The following is a 17,974-nucleotide window of genomic DNA, read 5'->3' as shown; positions in this document are numbered from 1 at the left end:
GGGCGATCCCGGTCACCCCAGCAGCAGCGCCACCTCCGCCAGCGTCGGGGCGGAGTCCGCAGCACCGGCGCGGGTGGTGGCGAGCGCTCCGCAGGCGGCGGCGAAGCGCACCGCGCCGGCCAGATCGTCGCCGCGAGCCAGCGCGAAGGCGAGCCCGCCGTTGAAGCAGTCGCCGGCCGCGACGGTGTCGACCGCCGTCACCGGGAAGGGCGGGAGGAAGCCCTGCTGCCCCAGGCCGCGGAAATAGACGCCCTTGGCACCCATCTTGACGATGGCGATGGACAGGCCGCGCTCGGCCAGCCGCTCTGCCGCCGCCGCGGCCTCGTCCGGGGTGGTCGGCCGCAGCCCGACCAGGGATTCGGTCTCCGTTTCGTTCGGGGTCATGGCATCGACGGCGCGGAAGACATCAGCGGCCAGCCCGTCATGCGGGGCCGGAGCCGGGTCCAGGATGATGCGGCCGCCGCCGGCCCGCACCGCGGTCGCCGCAGCCAGACCGGCGGCGAGCGGGATTTCCAGCTGAAGCAGCAGCACGGACGCCTCGGCGAACAGCGGGGCGGCCTGGGCCACGTCCTGCTCGCTCACCGCCATGTTGGCGCCGCCAATCACGGTGATGCAGTTCTCGCCGGAGGATTCTACACCGATCACCGCGATTCCCGTCGGGTGGGCCGGGTCGTTGGACAGGTGACCGGTCCGCACGCCGAAGCCGGCCAGCCGGCTGCGCGCCATCTCGCCGAAGGCATCGCCGCCGGTCCGCCCGACCATCTCGACCGATCCGCCCAGGCGGGCGGCGGCGGCAGCTTGGTTGGCGCCCTTGCCGCCCAGCCCCATGGCATAGCTGCTGCCATGCACGGTCTCGCCCGGACGGGGAAGCCGGTCGGAATAGGCGCAGACGTCGATGTTGACGCTGCCGAAGACGACGATAGGGCGATTGGAAGTCATGAAAGCCTCGCACAGGGCCAGCCGACCGAGGCGCGGAGCACGAGGTCGGGCGGCAGGGACAACAGGTCGGGCAGGGGCCGGCCATCTTCGAGATGGTCGATCAGCAGTTCCGCCGCGCGGGCGCCCAGCAGGCCCGCGGATTGGCGGATGGTGGACAAGGGCGGGGTGAGGTAGGCAGCCAGTTCGATGTCGTCGTAGCCCAACACCGATAGGCGGTCCGGCACGGCCAGCCCACGCTCCGCCGCGGCGCGCAGCACGCCGGCCGCCATCAGGTCGTTGAAGGCGAAGACCGCCTCCGGCGGCTCCCCCCCGTCGAGAAGCGATGCCGCCGCCGTGTAACCGCCGGCGATGGTCAGGTCGGCCTCGCGCAGCAGCCCGGGCTCCAAAGTCAGGCCGGCTTTGCCCAACTCCTCGACGAGGCCGGCCAGCCGGGCGCGGGAGCGCGGATGGCGCCCCGGGCCGGTGATGCAGGCGATGCGGCGGAACCCTCGGTCCGCCAGCAGCCGTGCCGCCAGCCGTCCGCCCATCACCGAATCGTCGGTCACCGTGCAGGCGCCCGGATGCGGATCGGTGTCGAGCAGCAGCAGCGGCAGGTCGGGTGCGCGCGCCTGCACATTGTCGAGAAAGCCGGGATCGGCATTGCTGGTCAGCACCGCAAGCCCGTCGATCCGCCGGTTGTGCAGGGCCTCGAAGGCGCGGAGCTGCTTGTCCGGCTCATCGTCGGTGTTGCACAGGATCAGGCTGTATCCGCGGTCGGAACTGACCGTCTCCAGCCCGTGGATCACATGGGCGAAGAAGGGGTTGGAGCTGGCGGTGACGATCATCCCGAGCGTGTGGGTGCGGTTGCCTTTCAGCGCCCGCGCGATGCCGTTCGGCGTGTAGCCCAGCCGGTCGATGGCGGCGCGCACCAGCTGTTCTGTTTCCGGCGCCACGAAGCGGGTGGCGTTGATGACGTGGGAGACGGTGCTCATCGACACGCCGGCCTCGCGGGCCACATCCCTGATCGTCACCATGCCGCCACTCTCCTCAACACGTTCCGCCCCCGCCGGCGCAAGCCCCCTTGGCCGCGCCGGCAGGGGTGGGCCCGTGCTTTACTTCGTCACCATCTTCAACTCAACCGGCGTGAAGGCCGGGACCTTCTCGCCCTTCAGCACCTTGTCGGCGGTCTCGACACCCTTCTCGCCGATCAGGCCGGCCTGCTGGGCGACCGTCGCCGTCAGGGTGCCGGCATTGACCGCCGCGACGCCCTCGTCGGTGCCGTCGAAGCCGACCACCGGGATCTTGCGGCCGGACGCCTGGATCGCCTTGGCGGCACCCAGCGCCATCTCGTCGTTGTGGGCGAACACCACGTCGATCTTCTGCTGGGCCTGGAGGATGTTCTCCATGACGTTCAGGGCCTTGGTGCGGTCGAAGTCGGCCGGCTGGCTCGCCACCACCTTCAGGCCGCTGGCCTTGTCCACCGCCTCGTGGAAGCCCTTGCCGCGGTCGCGGGCGGCCGACGCGCCCGGCAGGCCCTGCAGCTCGACGACGGCGCCCTGACCCTTCAGCATGTCGACCACCAGCTGGCCGGCCATCCGGCCGCCGGCAACGTTGTCCGACGCGATGTGCGACGCGACCTCGCCGCCGTTGGCCGAGCGGTCGAGCGTCACCACCGGAATCTTGGCGCGGTTGGCCGAACGGACCGCCGAGCGGACGGCGTCGGAGTCGGTCGGATTCACCAGCAGAAGCTTGACCTTCTTGTTCACCACGTCCTCGACATTGGCCAGTTCCTTGGCCGGGTCGTTCTGGGAATCGAGGACCAGCAGATTATAGCCCAGCGCCTTGGCCTTGGTTTCCGCCCCGTTCTTCAGCGTGACGAAGAACGGGTTGTTGAGGGTCGAGACGACCAGGGCGATGGTGTCGGCCGCCTGCGCGTTGGCCGAGGCGAGCAGGGCGGTGGCGGCGACGGTGGCCGCGGTCAGAAGCTTACGCATGGTTGGATTCCTTCCTCATCGTTCTTGTTCGTCTGGTTGGGGCAAGCAACAGGTACAGGAGGGCCGATCCGGTTAAGCGGTCGCCTTACGACGACTTGCGGCTGTCGGCGAGCACCGCGAGCAGGATGACCGCGCCCTTGGCGATCATCTGGTAATAGGAGGAGACGTCCATCAGGTTCAGCGCGTTGTTCAGCACGCCGATGATGAGGGCGCCGACCAGCGTGCCGAACAGGGTGCCCTTGCCGCCGGACAGGCTGGTGCCGCCGACAACGACGGCGGCGATGGCATCCAGCTCGTAACCGGCACCGGCGGTCGGCTGCGCGCTTTCCAGCCGGGCGGTCAGGATGACGCCGGCCAGCGCCGCCAGCAGGCCCGACAGGGCGTAGATCGTCGTCTTTTCCAGATTGACGCGGATGCCGGACAGCCGTGCCACCACCTCGTTGCCGCCGACCGCATAGGTGTAGCGGCCGAAGCGGGTGCGGGTCAGGATAAGGCCGCAGACGGCGAAGACCGCCGCCGCCATGACCACCGGCACCGGAATGCCGAGCAGATAGCCGCCGCCGACGCTCCAGAACGCATCGGCCGCCGCACCGGTCCCGGTGGTGATCGGCCGCCCGTCGGTGAAGACCAGCGTGGCGCCGCGCAGCATCGTCATGGCGACCAGCGTCGCGACGAAGGGCTGCACGCCGCCGGTGCCGATGACGATTCCGTTGACGGCGCCCAGACCGGCACCCAGCAGCAGGCTGAGCGGGATCGCCAGCCAGATCGACAGGTCCCCCGCCACCAGCCAGGCGCAGACGGCGCCGCAGAAGGCCAGCACCGATCCGACCGACAGGTCGATGCCGCCGGACAGGATGACGTAGGTCATGCCCACCGCGATCACCGCGTTGATCGAGGTCTGCCGCAGGATGTTCAGCAGATTGTCGACGGTCATGAAGCTGGGGCTCATGACCGCGACGGCGGCCATCAGCACGATCAGGCCGACCAGCGGCTTGTTGCGGGACAGGAAGCGTTTCAGCGTGGTCATCGTCGTCTCTCTTCCTGCCCGTCAGCCGATCGCGCAGGCCATGATCTTTTCCTGGGTCGCCTCGTCCCGGCCGAAGCGGCCGGTGATCCGGCCCCCCGCCATCACGAGGATGCGGTCCGACAGGCCCAGCAACTCCGGCATGTCCGAGGACATCAGCAGGATGCACAGGCCCTTGGCCTTCAGATCGTTGATCAGGCCGTAGATCTCGCGCCGCGCGCCGACATCGACGCCGCGCGTCGGCTCGTCCAGGATCACGACCTTGGGCGACAGCATCAGCGCCTTGGCCAGCGAGATCTTCTGCTGGTTGCCGCCGGACAGGGTCCGCACCTCCGCCCCGATGCCGTGCGCCTTGACGGCGAAGGCGGCCATGAAGCGGTCGACGGCGCTCCGCTCGTCGGCCTGCCGGACGACACCGCCGGGGCCGCAAAGCTGCTTGAGCGCCGCCAGCGACATGTTGGTGCGGATCGAATGGCCCTGGATCAGACCCTCGGCCTTGCGGTCTTCGGGCACATAGGCGATGCCGGCGGCGACCCCGTCGCGGGGATGGCGCAGCCGGACCTCGCCTCCATCGACCCGGACGCTGCCGGCGCGCAGTCGGCTGGCGCCGAAGATCGCCTTGCCCAGTTCAGTCCGTCCGGCGCCCATCAGCCCGGCAAATCCCAGGATTTCGCCGCCTGCGGCGCTGAAGCTGACGTCGTTCACGCCGTCGGCGCTCAATCCCTCCACCGTCAGCCGCTCAGACCCGGCAGCGCAGGACAGATAGGGATACTGGTCGGTGATCGAGCGGCCGACCATATGGCGGATCAGCGCCGCCTCGTCGAGATCGGCGACCGCCCCGCGATGGACCATGTGGCCATCGCGCAGGACCGTGACGCTGTCGCACAGCGCGAAAATCTCGCCCAGCCGGTGCGAGATGTAGACGATGCCCTTGCCGTCGGCCTTCAGGCCGCGGATCACCTCGAACAGGACGGCGGTCTCGATGTCGGTCAGCGCGTCGGTCGGCTCGTCCATGACGATCAGTTCGGCGTTGAGCGACAGGGCGCGGGCGATCTCGACCATCTGCTGCTGGCCGACGCTGAGGCTTCCGACCGGACAGTCCGGGTCGATGGTCTGGCGCAGCCGCTCCAGCAGGGCCTTGGCTTCGCGCCGCATGCGACCGCGGTCGATCAGGCCCAGCCGGTTGCGCGGCTCGCGCCCCAGCCAGATGTTGTCGGCCACCGACAGGTGCGGCAGCAGGTTCAGTTCCTGATGGATCATCGCGATGCCGGCGTCGATGGCTTGCCGCGGGGCGGTGAAGCGCACCGGCTGGCCGCGGAACATCATCGCACTGGAGCTATCCGGTTGGACGATGCCGGTGACGATCCGCATCAGCGTCGATTTGCCGGCGCCATTCTCACCGATCAGGGCCATGACCTCGCCGGCGCGCAGGCGGAAATCCACCCCGTCCAGCACCGTCACGCCGTTGAAGCCTTTGCCGACCCCCTGGAGGTCGAGCAGGAATCCGGATCGGGAATCCATCACGCCCCCTGCGGTCAGAAGGTTACGCCGGAATAGAGAAGGATGTTGGCGTAGGGGCTGCATTCGCCCGTGCGCACGACGGCGGCGGAGGACACGGTCAGCCGTTTGAACTCCTCATGCGGGACTTCCTCCACCGCGATCTGCCGGCCCTGCGCCGCGGCCATGCGGTCCAGCCGGACGGACAGCTGGGCGCGCAGAGACGGGTTGGCGATGGTCATCTCGCCTGCGATCACCACGCGCTCCACCATCATTTCCTCCGCCACCGCATCGAGGATTTCGAGGAAGGACGGCAGGCCCGGCGTCACCGCGAGGTCGATCCGTTCCGGCCCGGCCGGAACCGGCAGTCCGGCATCGGCGATGGTCAACGCCTGCGTATGGCCAAGCGAGGCAACCGCGTGGCTGAGCGGGGCATTGAGAAGGCCAATCCGTTTCATCGCAAAGCGGCTCCAACTGGGCGGGACAGGCGGACGCTAGCGCCATCGAAACGTTTGCGCAAACGTTTGCGTTGCTGCGCCGCACCAATTCCGCGCGCTTTCGCCGACGGCGCGATGCTGCGCCGCCGGTCTGGGGCAAGAAGAAACGTCGGTCTTCAGTGACTTATGCGCCGGGCCTGCCTGCGCTTGTCCGGCCGCCGCTCAGACAGCGTAGGTGCCGTCGAACAGGTCGCCCAGGGCGAAGCGGGTGAGGGCCCGCAGCCGCGCCACCCGCCGATGTTCCTCGCGACCGGTCACGAGGTGGCAGCGTCGGCAGAGCCGCTGACTGTCCTCAGCGGCCATCCTCGCCGCTGCCGACTGACGGTAGAGACCGACAACGGCACGCGAGTGACGCAGACGGGCGTAATCGACGACATCCGGCCAGGACGCCTGGTCACCGTTGGCGTCGATCCACCCGTTGTCGGACGACAGCCAACGGCCGTCGGGCAGGCAACGGAGCATCTGCCCATGTGGCCGACCGCAATGTTCACAGTGGAGATCGATGGACGGGCTGGAGGTGTCAGCGCTGTTGACCATGGGATCGAAGACCGTGGATGGCGGGACCGGGCTCGATTCTAGCGAAGCTTCGGGCTCGTGGGAATCCCCTCCGTGCTGGCCGGGGTGTCCTTGATCGGAACCTCCGTCTGGAATACCCGCTTGTCGAAATCGTCGATCAGCACCTCAAGACGCAGCGACCATTGCCCGGCAAGCGGCAGCGTGGTGTCGTCGGTTCCGAAGAAGCCGGGGCCGAGGCCCGTCAACGCATGCCGCAGCGGAGCCACGCCCGCCGAAGGAAGCTCCCAATTCATCGTCACCTCACGGGCGGCGACCGGTCTGCCGTCCTCGTTCTGAAGGTGGAGCCGGACGCCGTTGCGCCCGGGACTGGCCGGGCCGACGTCGATGAGGGCGATGAGGCCGCCCTTCACCGCGACGGCGGAAAAGCCTGACGGTGGCTTCTCCTCGCTTGCATGGAGTGCGCGCGGCGGCGGCGTCAGGGCGAAGGCCGCCGTCAGCAGCAGGGCGGTGCCTGCCGCCGCCATCTCCAGGCCGATGCTCCGCCGCAGGGCCTTAACGGCGTGCTCGCCATTCCTGTCCAGGGCGGGGGTCAGGAACTGCCGGTTCCATGCCGCCAGCCCGAGCAGCAGCAGGACCGCCAGCATCTTGCCCAGCCACACCCAACCATAGCCGCTGCTCAGCACGGCCTGCACCGACTGGAGTTGGATCGCGGACAGGACCATGCCGGCTCCGGCCAGAAGGGCCACGGCACCGATGGCGATCCGCGAGAAGCGGCGGGTCAGCCTCGCGGCCTCGGCCGGGGATTCCAGGCGCAGTACCATGGACAACGGCCAGAAGGCGCCGACCCAGAAGGCCGCCATCAGCCCGTGCAGGCCGACGAGCGGCGCGCTTAGCCAGCGGGGGGAAGCCGTGGCGGCGTGGCCGGTGGCGGCCAGCGAGGCGGCCCCCAGCAATGCGCCCGCCGCCAGCAGCACCGGTCCCATTGCAGAGCGGGCCTCGACGGCCAAGCCGCAAGCCGAGCAGAGCAGGGCCAGCAGAGCGATGCCGGCGCTGAGGCCGACGCTGCTCCCTGCCCCGGTGGTCCAGGGGGCCCCTGTCGCCAGGGCGGCAAGCGGCTGGCCGGCCAGCGTCGCTCCGGTCACCCCCACCAGCAGCGCCACCGACAGGCCGGCCATCAGCAGCAGTAGGCAGAGAGCGGGTTTCAGGCGGTCATTGAGCGGTGCCCAGCGCCCGGTCACCAGCACGAGGAACAGGCCGCCCCCGGTCCCGGCCAGCAGGGCGGCATAGTGCATCGCCCGCAGCAGCACTCCGGCGAACGAAGCAGCTTGGGATGGATCGTCCACCGGAGGCGTGCCGGTCGTCGGCGTCACACCGATCCCGAACGTGAAAGAGCCGGCGACGGGATGCCCATCCGCGGAGGTGACACGATAGCTGGCGACGTACAGGCCTTTCGGCAGTTCCGGCGGCAGGGCGAGGCGGACGCGGTTGTTTTCCGCCAACGCACCCTGCGGATCGGCCATGTCCCGCCCCTGTCCGTCAAGCAGCTGGATGCGGACGGGAGTGACGGGTTCATTGAACTCCAGCGACAGGGCTGTCGGTGCGGCCTCAAGGCTGGCGCCGTCGGCCGGCACGGACTCCATCAGGACGGCATGGGCCCAGCCGGTGCGCGGCAGGGCGGCGAGGAACAGCATGGCGAGGAAGAGGGCGGACAGACCCGTAAGCCTGCGACGCGGGCTGGGACGCATGGGGATGCCTCGCTATCGGGAAGGGCGAGGGCCGCGGAAGAGAGGCGGCCAAGGGTCTGCATGCCGTTCAGCCGTCGCGGCAGCCGGCATGCAGCCCGATCTTCCGGCCGATGCCGGGGCGCCGTCAGTGCTGCTTGGGTTCGGTCAGCTTGAGACCCGGTGCCGGCTCGCGATAATCGTCCGCCGGTTTGCCGGCTTCGGGGATCTCGATCCAGCGGTGGGCGCCTTTCTCGCACTCCTGCACCACCGGGATGTAAAGCATGGTGCCTGCGGGCTGCTTGGGCAGCACGACCTGAAAGACGAACTCGTCGTACCACGCGTCGGGCAGGCTGCCGCCGGTCCAGGCGATTTCGGTGACGCCCTGGGTGATGCTGCGGCCGTGCGACTCATAGGGCTGGGCGTAGGGGCCTTCCTTGGTCGCCAGGGTCCAGCCCGGCTTCGGCATCGGCTTGGCCAGAACAGCCCCGTCGGGCAGGCGGACGCGGATGGCCGTAGTCGGCGAGCCGTCGCAGCCGTGGCCGACCTTGAGCACCGCCTTGTAATAGCTGCCGGCCGGCGCTTCGCGGGTTTCCAGCGTGACATGCGCAGCGGCGCTTCCGGCGGACAGGGCAAGGCAAAGGGTCCCGGCGGCGAGCGCCAGGGAAATGATGCGGGTCATGATGCGCTCCTGAACGGAATGATGGTTCGGGGAAAGTCCGGTGACGACGGGGGAACAGGCCGTCACGCCGGCGGAGCGCGGGGATTGAGACAGGTCAGGAAATGGTCGTCCGGGCGAATGCCGGCGGCAACCGGTGCGGCGACCGGCATGCGATGGACGGCCTGCGGCCGGACCATCGCAGAACCGGGGAGCAGGCCATGGGTGCCGAGCGCAAGGCAGAAAGCGCAAAGGCTGTCATGATCCATGACGGGATGGCCGGACCCGTCGTGGGTTCCGCCGCCATGGTCTCCGCCAGCCAGCCCTTCGCTGTCCTGCACATCGGACGGGGTGGTGCCGCAATGGTCGGCCGCCGTCGGGGCGGTCAGGAACCCGGCGGGCAATCCCGACTGTGCCCGTGCCGCCATCGCCAGATCGGGAACCGCCACCTGGATCAGCAGAGCCAGGACGGCAAGCCAGCCAACCAGCGCGCGGCGCAGCCCGACCGTGCCGGCGGGAGCGCCGGTCCGGAGGGTTGCAAGCGTGTTGCGCGCGGTCTGGCGGCGGGCCATACGGGGGAGCCGGCGGTTGCGGAAAGCCGCGACCAACCTTCACGCGCAGCCTTGTCCAGTCAAGCCATTCGGCGGTGGCAGGACGATTTGACCACCCTCCTCGATGGTGTGCGGCCGGTCGGTCGGCGGTTCGTGCCCTGGGTTGCGCAGTATCGGCATGATCTCGCGCTGCTCGCGAGACGCGACTCATACAATCAGCTTATCCCATTGTCGCATTCCGCTTTTCCCTGGCCTGTGCTCAGATCGGGCGTGCCTTGCGCAACCCAAGGGAGGAAAAATCATGAAACGGAACAGCCTGATCGCCATCCTGCTGCTGTGCGCGGGATCGTTCGCCTCGACGGCGCAGGCCCAGACGGCCCAGACGCTGAAGTTCTGGAACCTGACCACGGAAACCATCACCGAGCTGAAGCTCGCCGAACCCGGCACGAACAAGTGGGGCAAGAACCAGACGCTGAACGACAAGGACAAGACGGTCGAGGCCGATGAGCGGCTGAAGCTCAGCGACGTCAAGCCGGGAACCTGGGATGTCAGAATGAAGGACAAGAAGGGCCGCACCTGCGTCCTGCGCAATGTCGCCCTGTCGGGGACCGAGGCCTATGCCTTCTCGATCAGCGAAGACGATGTGAAGACATGCGCCCGCAAATGATCGGCTGCCATCCCTGACCTGCGGACGGCACCGGGACGCTGCCGGACCGGACAGCCGACGGGAAGCGTCGGTGCCGATCCGGCTTTCGCTGACGTGACGGTGCCGGCTCCTGCGAACGGCTCCGTCCGTCCGTTCAGTCCGCGTCCTCGAACGCGAAGGTCTCGGTCTCGTCGTCGTAGGTGAACAGCTCGGCATAGCGTGCCCAGCTGGTGACGGCCTTCAGCGTCTCCTCGGCATAGCCCTCGCTCATGAAGGGAGTCAGTTCGGCCAGGATGCGGCTGCTCGGCACGTGCTTCGTCGCCGGTTCCTTCAACAGGCCGTGGATGTGGGCCGCCAGCGGCACGTAGCGGATCAGATGCTCCGCGAACAGCCGCTTGCGGTCGTCCAGGCCGGACTCGGCGAACAACCGGCCGGGTTCGGTGAGGTGGATGTCGCCCTCCGCCACCTCCGCCAGTCCCAGCATCTGCAGCGTCTCGGCAATCGGGAACAGGTCGTCGATCTCATGCTGGAGGGATGCTGCCAGATGGGGCAGGTCGGCCTTGCCATGGTAGGCCGGCGAGGCCAGCGTCTCCAGCAGGCCGGCCAGCAGGTTGGTCGACACATGCTCCAGCGGCACCGCATGGGCCGGCGGCTGCTTCGCCGCCGGGGACGACGCCACCAGCGGCTTGCGCGCGGTCATCCGGCCATAGATGTCGTCCACCATGGCGCGGAACTGCGGGTCCAGGCGGTTGCGCGGGTGGGGGATGTCCACCCGGATCTCCGCCGCCACCCGGCCGGGGTTGGAGGAGAAGACCAGGATGCGGTCGCACATCAGCACCGCCTCCTCGATGTTGTGGGTCACCATCAGGATCGATTTGATCGGCAGCCGCCGCTCCATCCACAGGTCGAGCAGGTCGGTGCGCAGCGTCTCCGCCGTCAGCACGTCCAGTGCGGAGAAGGGCTCGTCCATCAGCAGGATTTCCGGATGGACCACCAGCGCGCGGGCGAACCCCACCCGCTGGCGCATGCCGCCGGACAGCTCCTTGGGATAGGCGGATTCAAAGCCGGACAGGCCGATCAGGTCGATGGCCTCCTCGGTCCGCGCCTCCGCCTCGCGGGCCGGCACGCCCTTGGCCTTCAGGCCGGCCATGACGTTCTCCCAGACCGTCAGCCAGGGAAACAGCGCGAAGGTCTGGAAGACCATCGCCACCCCGTCGGTCGGGCCGGCGACCGGTTCGCCATGATGGCGGACGGAGCCGCCGGTCGGCTTGACCAGCCCGGCGACGATGCGCAACAGCGTCGACTTGCCGGAGCCGGAGCGGCCGAGCAGCCCGACGATCTCGCCGTCGCGCAAGGTCAGGTCGACGTTGTCGAGCACGACGTAATCCTGCCCCGACGGCTTGGCATAGGCCTGACGGACGCCGCTCAGTTCGAAGATGGTGGTGTTGCGGGTGTTCAGCATGGCGGGGTCCTCCTCAGGCGAGGCGCAGGCGGCGCTCGGCGAACGCATAGAGCGGACGCCACAGCAGACGGTTGAACAGGATGACGAACAGCGACATGACGGCGATGCCCAGCACGATGCGCGGGTAGTCCCCGGCTTCGGTGGCCTGGGCGATGTAGCTGCCCAAGCCATGGGCGGTCAGCCGGGTGTCGCCCCAGTTCACCGCCTCCGCCACGATGCTGGCGTTCCACGACCCGCCGGACGCGGTGACTGCCCCGGTGACATAGTAGGGGAAGACGCCCGGCAGCATGACGTCGCGCCACCATTGCCAGCCGCGGATGCGGAAATTGGCCGCTGCCTCCTTCAGGTCGCCGGGAAAGGCGGTGGCCCCGGCGATGACGTTGAACAGGATGTACCATTGGGTGCCGAGGATCATCAGCGGGCTGAGCCAGACATCCGGGTTCAGGTCGAAGCGGACGATGGCGACCACCGCCACCGGGAACAGCAGGTTGGCCGGGAAGGCGGCGAGGAACTGGGCGGCCGGCTGGACCTTCTCCGCCAGCCGTGGCCGCAGCCCGATCAGCACGCCCAGCGGCACCCAGACCAGCGTCGCCACCGCGATCAGCACGATCACCCGCAGCAGCGTGGCGCCGCCGAGCAGCAGCACGGTGCCGACATCGCCCCAGTCGACGCCGGAGGAGACGAAGGCGATCATCGACCAGCCGGCCCACAGGCCCGCCACCGCCAGCAGCAGATACCAGAGGATATCGACGGCCCGCGCCGGCACCCGGTCGAGCAGCCCGCCGACCGCCCGAAGGCCGCCTGCCGCACCGCGGCTCGCTCCACCCGCCGGCAGGCGCAGCCAGACCAGCCAGCCGAACAGGCGGTTGAGCGGCGCGAAGAGGGCGCGGAAGAAGCGGGTGCGCTGGAACAGGGTGAGCAGCCAGGACTCCGGAACCTCCTGCGCCCCGGTCAGCTCGACCCGGAATTTGTCGGCCCAGGCGACCAGCGGGCGGAACAGCAGCTGGTCGTAGGCCAGGATCACCAGCAGCATCGCCAGCACCGCCCAGCCGACGGCGTCCAGGCGCTGCCCGTCGATGGCCTTGGCGAGGTAGGAGCCGATGCCGGGCAGGGTGATGGTGTGGTCGCCGACGGTGATCGCCTCCGACGCGACGACGAAGAACCAACCGCCGGACATCGACATCATCATGTTCCACACCAAGCCAGGGGCGGCATAGGGCGCCTCCAGCGTCCAGAAGCGCTGCCAGCCGGAAAAGCCGAAGCCGGTCGCCGCCTCGTCCAGGTCGCGCGGGACGGCGCGCAGCGACTGGTAGAAGCTGAAGGCCATGTTCCAGGCCTGGCTGGTGAAGATGGCGAAGATCGCCGCGCATTCGGCTCCCAGCACGCTGCCCGGGAAAAGCCCCAGGAAGAAGACGACGGTGAAGGAGATGTATCCCAGCACCGGCACCGATTGCAGCACGTCCAGCACCGGGATCAGCAGCATGCCGGCCCGCCGGCTCTTGGCCGCCAGCGTGGCATAGGTGAAGGTGAACAGCAGCGAGGCCGCCATCGCCGCCAGCATCCGCAGGGTCGAGCGCAGGGCGTATTCCGGCAGCATCCAGGGGTCCAGTGTGACCGGCACCTCCTCGACGCTGTTCAGAGGCAGGGCCATCTGATGGCCGCCGATGGCGAGCAGCGCCAGCAGGCCGATGACCAGCGGCAGGGCGACAACGTCCCACCGGTTCGGCGCGGCGTCGACCGCCTTCACCGAAACATTCGTGTTGATCCAGACCATGACAATCCATCCTGCGGTCCCGTCGCGGGACCGGCCGGCAAGGAAAACGGTAGCGGCGCGGCAGAGGCGCCGATGCGGATTTTCAGGAGGAGTGGCGTGGGGTCAGCGACTTGGCGGGCGCAGATCGCCCGTCACGGAAAAGCACCGGCACCCGTCGGGGCGGCGGTGCATGGAAACCGGGATGGTGAGGAGCTTCACCATGGTCCACCTCTGATCGGCCCGAAGACGACGGGCCGCGGGTGGACCCCTGCAAGAGGTCAGCCCGCGAACGACGTCGTCAGGGGAATGTGAGTAGATCGACTACTGGGGCTGTCCATCTCTTGCCTTTTCGATCCGGCCGCCGGCCCGGCGGGCAGGGCGGACAAGAACGATCATGCGGTGACGATGCCGCCCCTCTACTCCCCTGGCCGGCCAAGGTCAAGAGCGGGAATCGGCTTGCGATCGGCCTTCATCAAATCGTCATGAAGCCCTGTGCCGGCGGCAACCTCAGGGCGATCTGCGCGGCCAGCGCACCCGCCTCAATCCGGCGCGCGCAGCCGGTATCCGACGCCTGTCTCGGTCAGGATGTGGTGGGGTCGCTCGGGATCGGGCTCGATCTTCTGCCGCAACTGGCGGATGTAAATCCGTAGGTACTGGATGTCGGTTTCACCACCCCACACCTCCTTGAGGATGAAGCGGTGGGTCAACACCTTGCCGGCATGCGCCACCAGAATCCGCAGCAGGTCGTATTCGCGCGGCGACAGCTTCACATCCTCGCCGCGCACGGTGACGATGCGCCGCACCAGATCGACCGTCAGGTCGCCGCTGCGGAACAGCGGCCGTTCCCCCTGCTGTTGCAGCTTGTGGCGCATGGCCGTGCGGATGCGGGCCAGCAACTCCTCCACCCCGAACGGCTTGGTCACATAATCGTCGGCCCCGAGATCGAGCGCCTCGACCTTTCCGGCCTCGTCGACCCGGCTGGACAGCACGATGATCGGCAGGGTCACGCCGCTGCCGCGCAGGCGCCGGATGACCTCCAGCCCGTCGATGCCCGGCAGCCCGAGATCGAGGACCAGCAGATCGGGGGAGCGCCGCCGCACCTCCTCCAGCGCTTTCGTTCCGTCCTCTGCCTCGACGATGTCGTACCCCTGGGCCGTCAGGCTGGTGCGCAGAAAGCGCCGGATCGGCGGCTCGTCGTCGACGACGAGCACGCGAAGCGGGATGGAGTCCGATTTCATGCTGCGGCTTCCTCTTCATATCCGGACAGGTCGGCGGCCTTGGGGAGGGTCAGGGTGAAGACGGCGCCGCTCCGGTCGCGGCGGTTGCCGGCAGTGACCGTCCCGCCCATCGCCTCGACGAAGCCCCGGCAAATCGCCAGACCCAGCCCGGTGCCGGCGCGCTGCCGGTCCTGGGCATGGACACGGTAGAACTTGTCGAAGATGCGCTCCACATCCTCGGGCGGAATGCCGCCGCCCTCGTCCTGCACCTCGATGCGGACGAGGGAGCCGTCCTGCCGTCCGCGCACCGTGATCGTCGACCCGACCGGCGCATATTTGCCGGCGTTGTCGAGCAGGTTGAAGAGCGCCTGCTCGATCAGCACGGCGTCGATGTCCACCATCGGCAGGCCGGCGGCAAGATCGACCTCGACCAGATGGCCGGCGAGGATGCGGGCCCCCCGCTCCAGCGCGCTGCCGACCACCTCGGACAAATCGACCGCACCGGTCCGCGGCCGGATGGCCCCGGATTCCAGCCGCGTCATGTCCAGCAGGTTGGCGATGAAGCGATTGAGCCGCTCCGCCTCCTCCTGGATGGTCGCCGCGAGGTCGCGCCGGTCCTCCTCGTCCATCATCGGTCCATAGCCGACGAGGCTGGTCGCCGAGCCCAGGATGGAGGCCAGCGGCGTGCGCAGATCGTGCGAGATCGAGGTGAGCAGGGCCGAGCGCAGCCGCTCGGTCTCGGCCGCCAGCTTGCTGCGGTCGACATCCTCGGCAAGCGTCACCCGCTCGATCGCCAGGGCGGCCTGATCGATCAGCGCGTCGAGAAGCCGGCGCTCGTCCGGCGTCAGGTAACCGCCGGTCCGCCCCTTTCCGCCGCCGGTGTCGATGCCGACCACCCCGACGACGCCCCGCCCGGTGCGCATCGGCAGGAACAGCCACTTGGCGCCGGGCAGCGTGTCGGCACCCTTGCCGGTCGGCCGGTTGTTTTCCCAAGCCCAGACAGCTGCCGCAAGATCCGCGTCCTCGATGACGTCCTCCGGCGGATAGCCGGCCCTGACCGCGACGCTGCCTTTTCCCGAGGCTTCGCCAGGACGATCCTCGGGCAGCAGCAGGACGACATGGACCTTCAGCATGGCGGCGATCTGATAGGCGGTGGCCCACAGCAAATCGTCCATGGTCACCACGCCGGCCAGCTTGCGGCTGAACTGGTAGAGGTCTTCGGTCGTCTTGGCGCGGAGCCGCGCGGTCACCGCCTGGGCGCGGACGCGGGCGGTCAGGTTGCTGGCGATCACCGAGACGACGGCGAAAACCAGCAAGGCGACGATGTTCTCCGGATCGGAAATGGTGAAGGTGTAGAGCGGCGGCAGGAAGAAATAGTTGAAGGCAAGGACGCTGATCACGCTGGCATAGAGCGACGGCGCCAGCCCGCCGGTGACGGCGCTCGCCAGCACGGCGGTCAGGAAGACCAGCGCCATGTTGTTGAGGGCCAGCACCCGATGCAGCACATGCCCGGCCCCCAGCGCCGCCGCGACATAGCCCGTGCTGGCGACGTAGGGCCACCATGCGAAGGCGCGCGGCCGGGCTGCTTCCGTCCTGATCGTCTTGGCTGGAAGCGTGGCGCCGGAGCTGGCGGCGATGACATGCACGCTGATGTCGCCCGCCCGGCGGATCAGGCTGTGCGCCACGGAGCCGTGCAGCAGCTCCGACCAGCGCGGCCGGCTGGATTTGGCGATGACGATGTGCGTGACGTTGTTGGCCAGCGCATAATCGACGACGGTGTCGGCGACATCGCTGCCGGGCACCGTGACCGCCTCGCCGCCCAGCCGCTCCACCAGACGCAACGTGTCGGCGATGCGGTCGCGGTCGGCCTCGCTCAGGCGCAGCGCCCGGCTGGTTTCGACATGGATGGCGCCCCAGCGGGCGCGCAGCCGCTCGGCCTGACGGCGGGCGTAGCGCACCAGGGCGCCGCCGCTGGCATCCTCGTTGATGCAGACCAGCAGCCGCTCGCCGGCGGCCCAGGGGCCGGAGATGGCGTGCGCCTGCATGTGGGTCAGCAGCTGCTCGTCGACGCGGTCGGCGGTGCGCCGCAACGCCAGTTCGCGGAGCGCCGTCAGGTTTCCGGGCGAGAAATAATGCCGGATCGCCCGCTCCGCCGTGCGCGGGACATAGACCTTGCCCTGCTGGAGACGCTGGATCAGGTCGTCGGGCGCGATGTCGATGACCTCGATGTCGTCGGCGCGGTCGAGGATCGAGTCCGGCACCGTCTCGCGGACGCGGACACGGGTGATCTTGGCGACGACGTCGTTCAGGCTCTCGACATGCTGGATGTTCAAGGTGGTGTAGACGTCGATGCCGGCGGCCAGCAGTTCCTCGACATCGAGATACCGCTTCGGATGGCGGCCGCCGTCGGCGTTGGTGTGTGCCAGCTCGTCGACCAGCACGATCTTCGGGCGGCGAGCGAGGATGGCGTCCACATCCATCTCGGTCAGGACATGGCCCTTGTGCTCGATCCTGCGGCGCGGAACGATTTCCAGCCCGGCGACCAGCGCCTCCGTCTCGCGCCGGCCGTGGGTCTCCACCACCCCGACGACGATGTCGACGCCATCGCGGCGCTTGGCCTGGGCGGTTTGCAGCATCTCGAAGGTCTTGCCGACGCCGGGGGCGGCACCAAGAAAGATCTTGAGCCGTCCCTGCGCCTCCTTCGCCGCCTGGCGCAGCAGCGCGTCGGGAGATGGCCGGCCGGCGCGGTCGCCCTGAATGCGGTCGCCCTGTTCGTCGGTCATGGCATCGTCCCTTTACGCTCCCCCAACCCCGACTTCAAGCCCGGCTATGGATTACTCCGCCGGCCGTTGCGGAGGATAGCCGATTCCGACAGCCCCGTTGCACAGCAACGGCCGGCTATTTGCCTCCTGCTGTTTTGCCGGCCGCCCGATCCAGCGCGAGGTTGAGCGCCAGGACATTGACGGTCGGCTCGCCCAGGAAACCGAGCGGGCGCGGTTCGGTGGTATCGGCAACCAGCTTGCGCACGGCATCTTCCGAAAGGCCGCGGGCCTTGGCGATGCGCGGCACCTGGAAGTCGGCGGCGCCCGGCGACAGGTCGGGGTCGAGGCCGCTGCCCGAGGTGGTCACCAGCTCCACCGGGACCGGGGCGCCGGGGTTTTCCGTCTTCAGCTTTTCGGCATCGGCCTGCACGCGGTCGACCAGCGCCTTGCTCGTCGGACCGAGGTTGGATCCCATCGAATTCGCCGCGTTGTAGGGAGCCGGCACGGTCTTGGCCGGATCGGCGGGGTCGGCGCCGGTGGTGGCCGACGGGCGGGGATGGAAATAGCCTTCGCCGGTGAAATCCTGTCCGATCAGGCTGGAGCCGACGATGGTCCCGTTCCGTTCGATCAGGCTGCCGTTGGCCTGGTGCGGAAACAGGACTTGTGCGGCACCGGTGACGGCGAGCGGGTAGGCGAGCCCGGTGATCGCCGTCAGTGCGACGGTCATCACCAGGGCGGGACGCAGATCCTTCAACATG

16 protein-coding genes are annotated in these 17,974 nt (G+C 68.7%); 1 reads left to right on the top strand and 15 read right to left on the bottom strand.

The annotated features are described in order from the left end of the window. Positions 1-12 precede the first annotated feature (12 nt). The 10 genes from rbsK to TSH64_RS21575 form a co-directional block, all read right to left on the bottom strand. Entirely contained in the window at positions 13-939 is a 927-nt protein-coding gene (rbsK, locus tag TSH64_RS21620; protein WP_109448142.1) for a ribokinase, read from the bottom strand. Next, complete coding sequence (locus TSH64_RS21615) at positions 936-1,952, bottom strand: LacI family DNA-binding transcriptional regulator (RefSeq protein ID WP_109448140.1); 1,017 nt, start codon at positions 1,950-1,952, stop codon at positions 936-938. Before TSH64_RS21615 ends, rbsK begins: the two co-directional genes overlap by 4 nt. A gap of 78 nt (positions 1,953-2,030) precedes the next feature. After that, complete coding sequence (rbsB, locus tag TSH64_RS21610; RefSeq protein ID WP_098736467.1) at positions 2,031-2,912, bottom strand: ribose ABC transporter substrate-binding protein RbsB; 882 nt, start codon at positions 2,910-2,912, stop codon at positions 2,031-2,033. Positions 2,913-2,997: 85 nt separating this feature from the next. Further along, entirely contained in the window at positions 2,998-3,939 is a 942-nt protein-coding gene (gene rbsC, locus TSH64_RS21605) for a ribose ABC transporter permease (protein ID WP_109448138.1), read from the bottom strand. 21 nt (positions 3,940-3,960) lie between these two features. Beyond that, the gene (locus TSH64_RS21600; RefSeq protein ID WP_109448136.1) at positions 3,961-5,457 is read right to left on the bottom strand and encodes a sugar ABC transporter ATP-binding protein; all 1,497 of its coding nucleotides are present in this window, start codon (positions 5,455-5,457) and stop codon (positions 3,961-3,963) included. 14 nt (positions 5,458-5,471) lie between these two features. Then, positions 5,472-5,891 (bottom strand): D-ribose pyranase, encoded by a 420-nt coding sequence (rbsD, locus tag TSH64_RS21595; protein ID WP_109448134.1) that lies wholly within the window; start codon positions 5,889-5,891, stop codon positions 5,472-5,474. A 201-nt stretch (positions 5,892-6,092) separates the two neighbouring features. Beyond that, positions 6,093-6,392: a hypothetical protein gene (locus tag TSH64_RS21590; protein WP_109448132.1), complete on the bottom strand. Its 300-nt coding sequence runs from the start codon at positions 6,390-6,392 to the stop codon at positions 6,093-6,095. A 113-nt stretch (positions 6,393-6,505) separates the two neighbouring features. Continuing rightward, positions 6,506-8,191 carry a copper resistance protein CopC gene (locus TSH64_RS21585; protein ID WP_109448130.1) on the bottom strand — a complete coding sequence of 562 codons (1,686 nt, stop codon included), beginning with the start codon at positions 8,189-8,191 and terminating at the stop codon, positions 6,506-6,508. 124 nt (positions 8,192-8,315) lie between these two features. Then, positions 8,316-8,849, bottom strand: coding sequence for a YcnI family protein (locus tag TSH64_RS21580; protein ID WP_109448128.1), 534 nt, complete (start codon positions 8,847-8,849; stop codon positions 8,316-8,318). A 62-nt stretch (positions 8,850-8,911) separates the two neighbouring features. After that, positions 8,912-9,397, bottom strand: a complete 486-nt coding sequence (locus TSH64_RS21575) for a DUF2946 family protein (RefSeq protein ID WP_109448126.1) — start codon at positions 9,395-9,397, stop codon at positions 8,912-8,914. Between the two features lie 280 nt (positions 9,398-9,677). Here TSH64_RS21575 and TSH64_RS21570 point away from each other — a divergent pair, with 280 nt between their 5' ends. Beyond that, complete coding sequence (locus TSH64_RS21570; RefSeq protein WP_109448124.1) at positions 9,678-10,043, top strand: hypothetical protein; 366 nt, start codon at positions 9,678-9,680, stop codon at positions 10,041-10,043. 133 nt (positions 10,044-10,176) lie between these two features. Here TSH64_RS21570 and TSH64_RS21565 read toward each other — a convergent pair whose 3' ends face one another. From TSH64_RS21565 to TSH64_RS21545, 5 genes are all read right to left on the bottom strand, one after another. Further along, positions 10,177-11,484: a nitrate/sulfonate/bicarbonate ABC transporter ATP-binding protein gene (locus TSH64_RS21565; protein WP_109448122.1), complete on the bottom strand. Its 1,308-nt coding sequence runs from the start codon at positions 11,482-11,484 to the stop codon at positions 10,177-10,179. A gap of 13 nt (positions 11,485-11,497) precedes the next feature. After that, complete coding sequence (locus TSH64_RS21560; protein WP_109448120.1) at positions 11,498-13,258, bottom strand: ABC transporter permease subunit; 1,761 nt, start codon at positions 13,256-13,258, stop codon at positions 11,498-11,500. A 518-nt stretch (positions 13,259-13,776) separates the two neighbouring features. Further along, a complete protein-coding gene (locus TSH64_RS21555) occupies positions 13,777-14,475 on the bottom strand; it encodes a response regulator (protein WP_109448118.1) in 699 nt (232 codons plus the stop codon). Then, a complete protein-coding gene (locus tag TSH64_RS21550; RefSeq protein WP_109448116.1) occupies positions 14,472-17,237 on the bottom strand; it encodes a sensor histidine kinase KdpD in 2,766 nt (921 codons plus the stop codon). The genes TSH64_RS21555 and TSH64_RS21550 overlap by 4 nt, the downstream gene beginning before the upstream one ends. Before the next feature lie 115 nt (positions 17,238-17,352). Next, a complete protein-coding gene (locus TSH64_RS21545; protein WP_109448114.1) occupies positions 17,353-17,973 on the bottom strand; it encodes a K(+)-transporting ATPase subunit C in 621 nt (206 codons plus the stop codon). Position 17,974 lies beyond the last annotated feature (1 nt).

It is taken from the genome of Azospirillum sp. TSH64 (genome assembly GCF_003116035.1).
In the GTDB taxonomy this organism is placed as follows: Bacteria; Pseudomonadota; Alphaproteobacteria; order Azospirillales; family Azospirillaceae; genus Azospirillum.
This window is presented reverse-complemented; position numbering and strand designations above follow the sequence as displayed.